The 662-nt window shown below is 57.1% G+C and carries 1 rRNA gene; it reads right to left on the bottom strand.

The features are described 5' to 3' along the window. Positions 1-662, bottom strand: a 23S ribosomal RNA gene (locus ACTQZS_RS15425); the annotation flags it as partial.

Here is a 662-nt window from a genome sequence, read left to right as displayed (position 1 = left end):
CGAATGGGAGTTCTCATCTTAAGGGGGGCTTCACGCTTAGATGCCTTCAGCGTTTATCCCTTCCAGACTTGGCTACCCGGCCATAGACCTGGCGGTCTAACCGGTACACCAGTGGTCTGTCCATCCCGGTCCTCTCGTACTAAGGACAGCTCCTTTCAAAACTCCTCCGCCCACGCCGGATAGGGACCGAACTGTCTCACGACGTTCTGAACCCAGCTCGCGTACCGCTTTAATGGGCGAACAGCCCAACCCTTGGGACCTACTACAGCCCCAGGATGCGATGAGCCGACATCGAGGTGCCAAACCACTCCGTCGATGTGAACTCTTGGGAGTGATAAGCCTGTTATCCCCAGGGTAGCTTTTATCCGTTGAGCGATGGCATTCCCACTTAATACCACCGGATCACTAAGCCCTACTTTCGTACCTGCTCCAACCGTCGCTGTCGCAGTCAGGCTCCCTTCTGCCTTTGCACTCTTTGGATGGTTTCCAACCATCCTGAGGGAACCTTTGGGCGCCTCCGATACGCTTTCGGAGGCGACCGCCCCAGTCAAACTCCCCGTCTGACATTGTCCCCCGCCCGGGTAACGGGCGCAGGTTAGAAGCCCGGTAACGCAAGGGTGGTATCCCAACAGCGGCTCCGGAAATACTGGCGTACTTCCTTC

This window comes from Bilifractor sp. LCP19S3_H10 (genome assembly GCF_052119185.1).
In the GTDB taxonomy this organism is placed as follows: Bacteria; Bacillota; Clostridia; order Lachnospirales; family Lachnospiraceae; genus Bilifractor.
The sequence above is the reverse complement of the archived record's forward strand: the minus strand, read 5'-3'. Positions and strand labels throughout refer to the sequence as shown.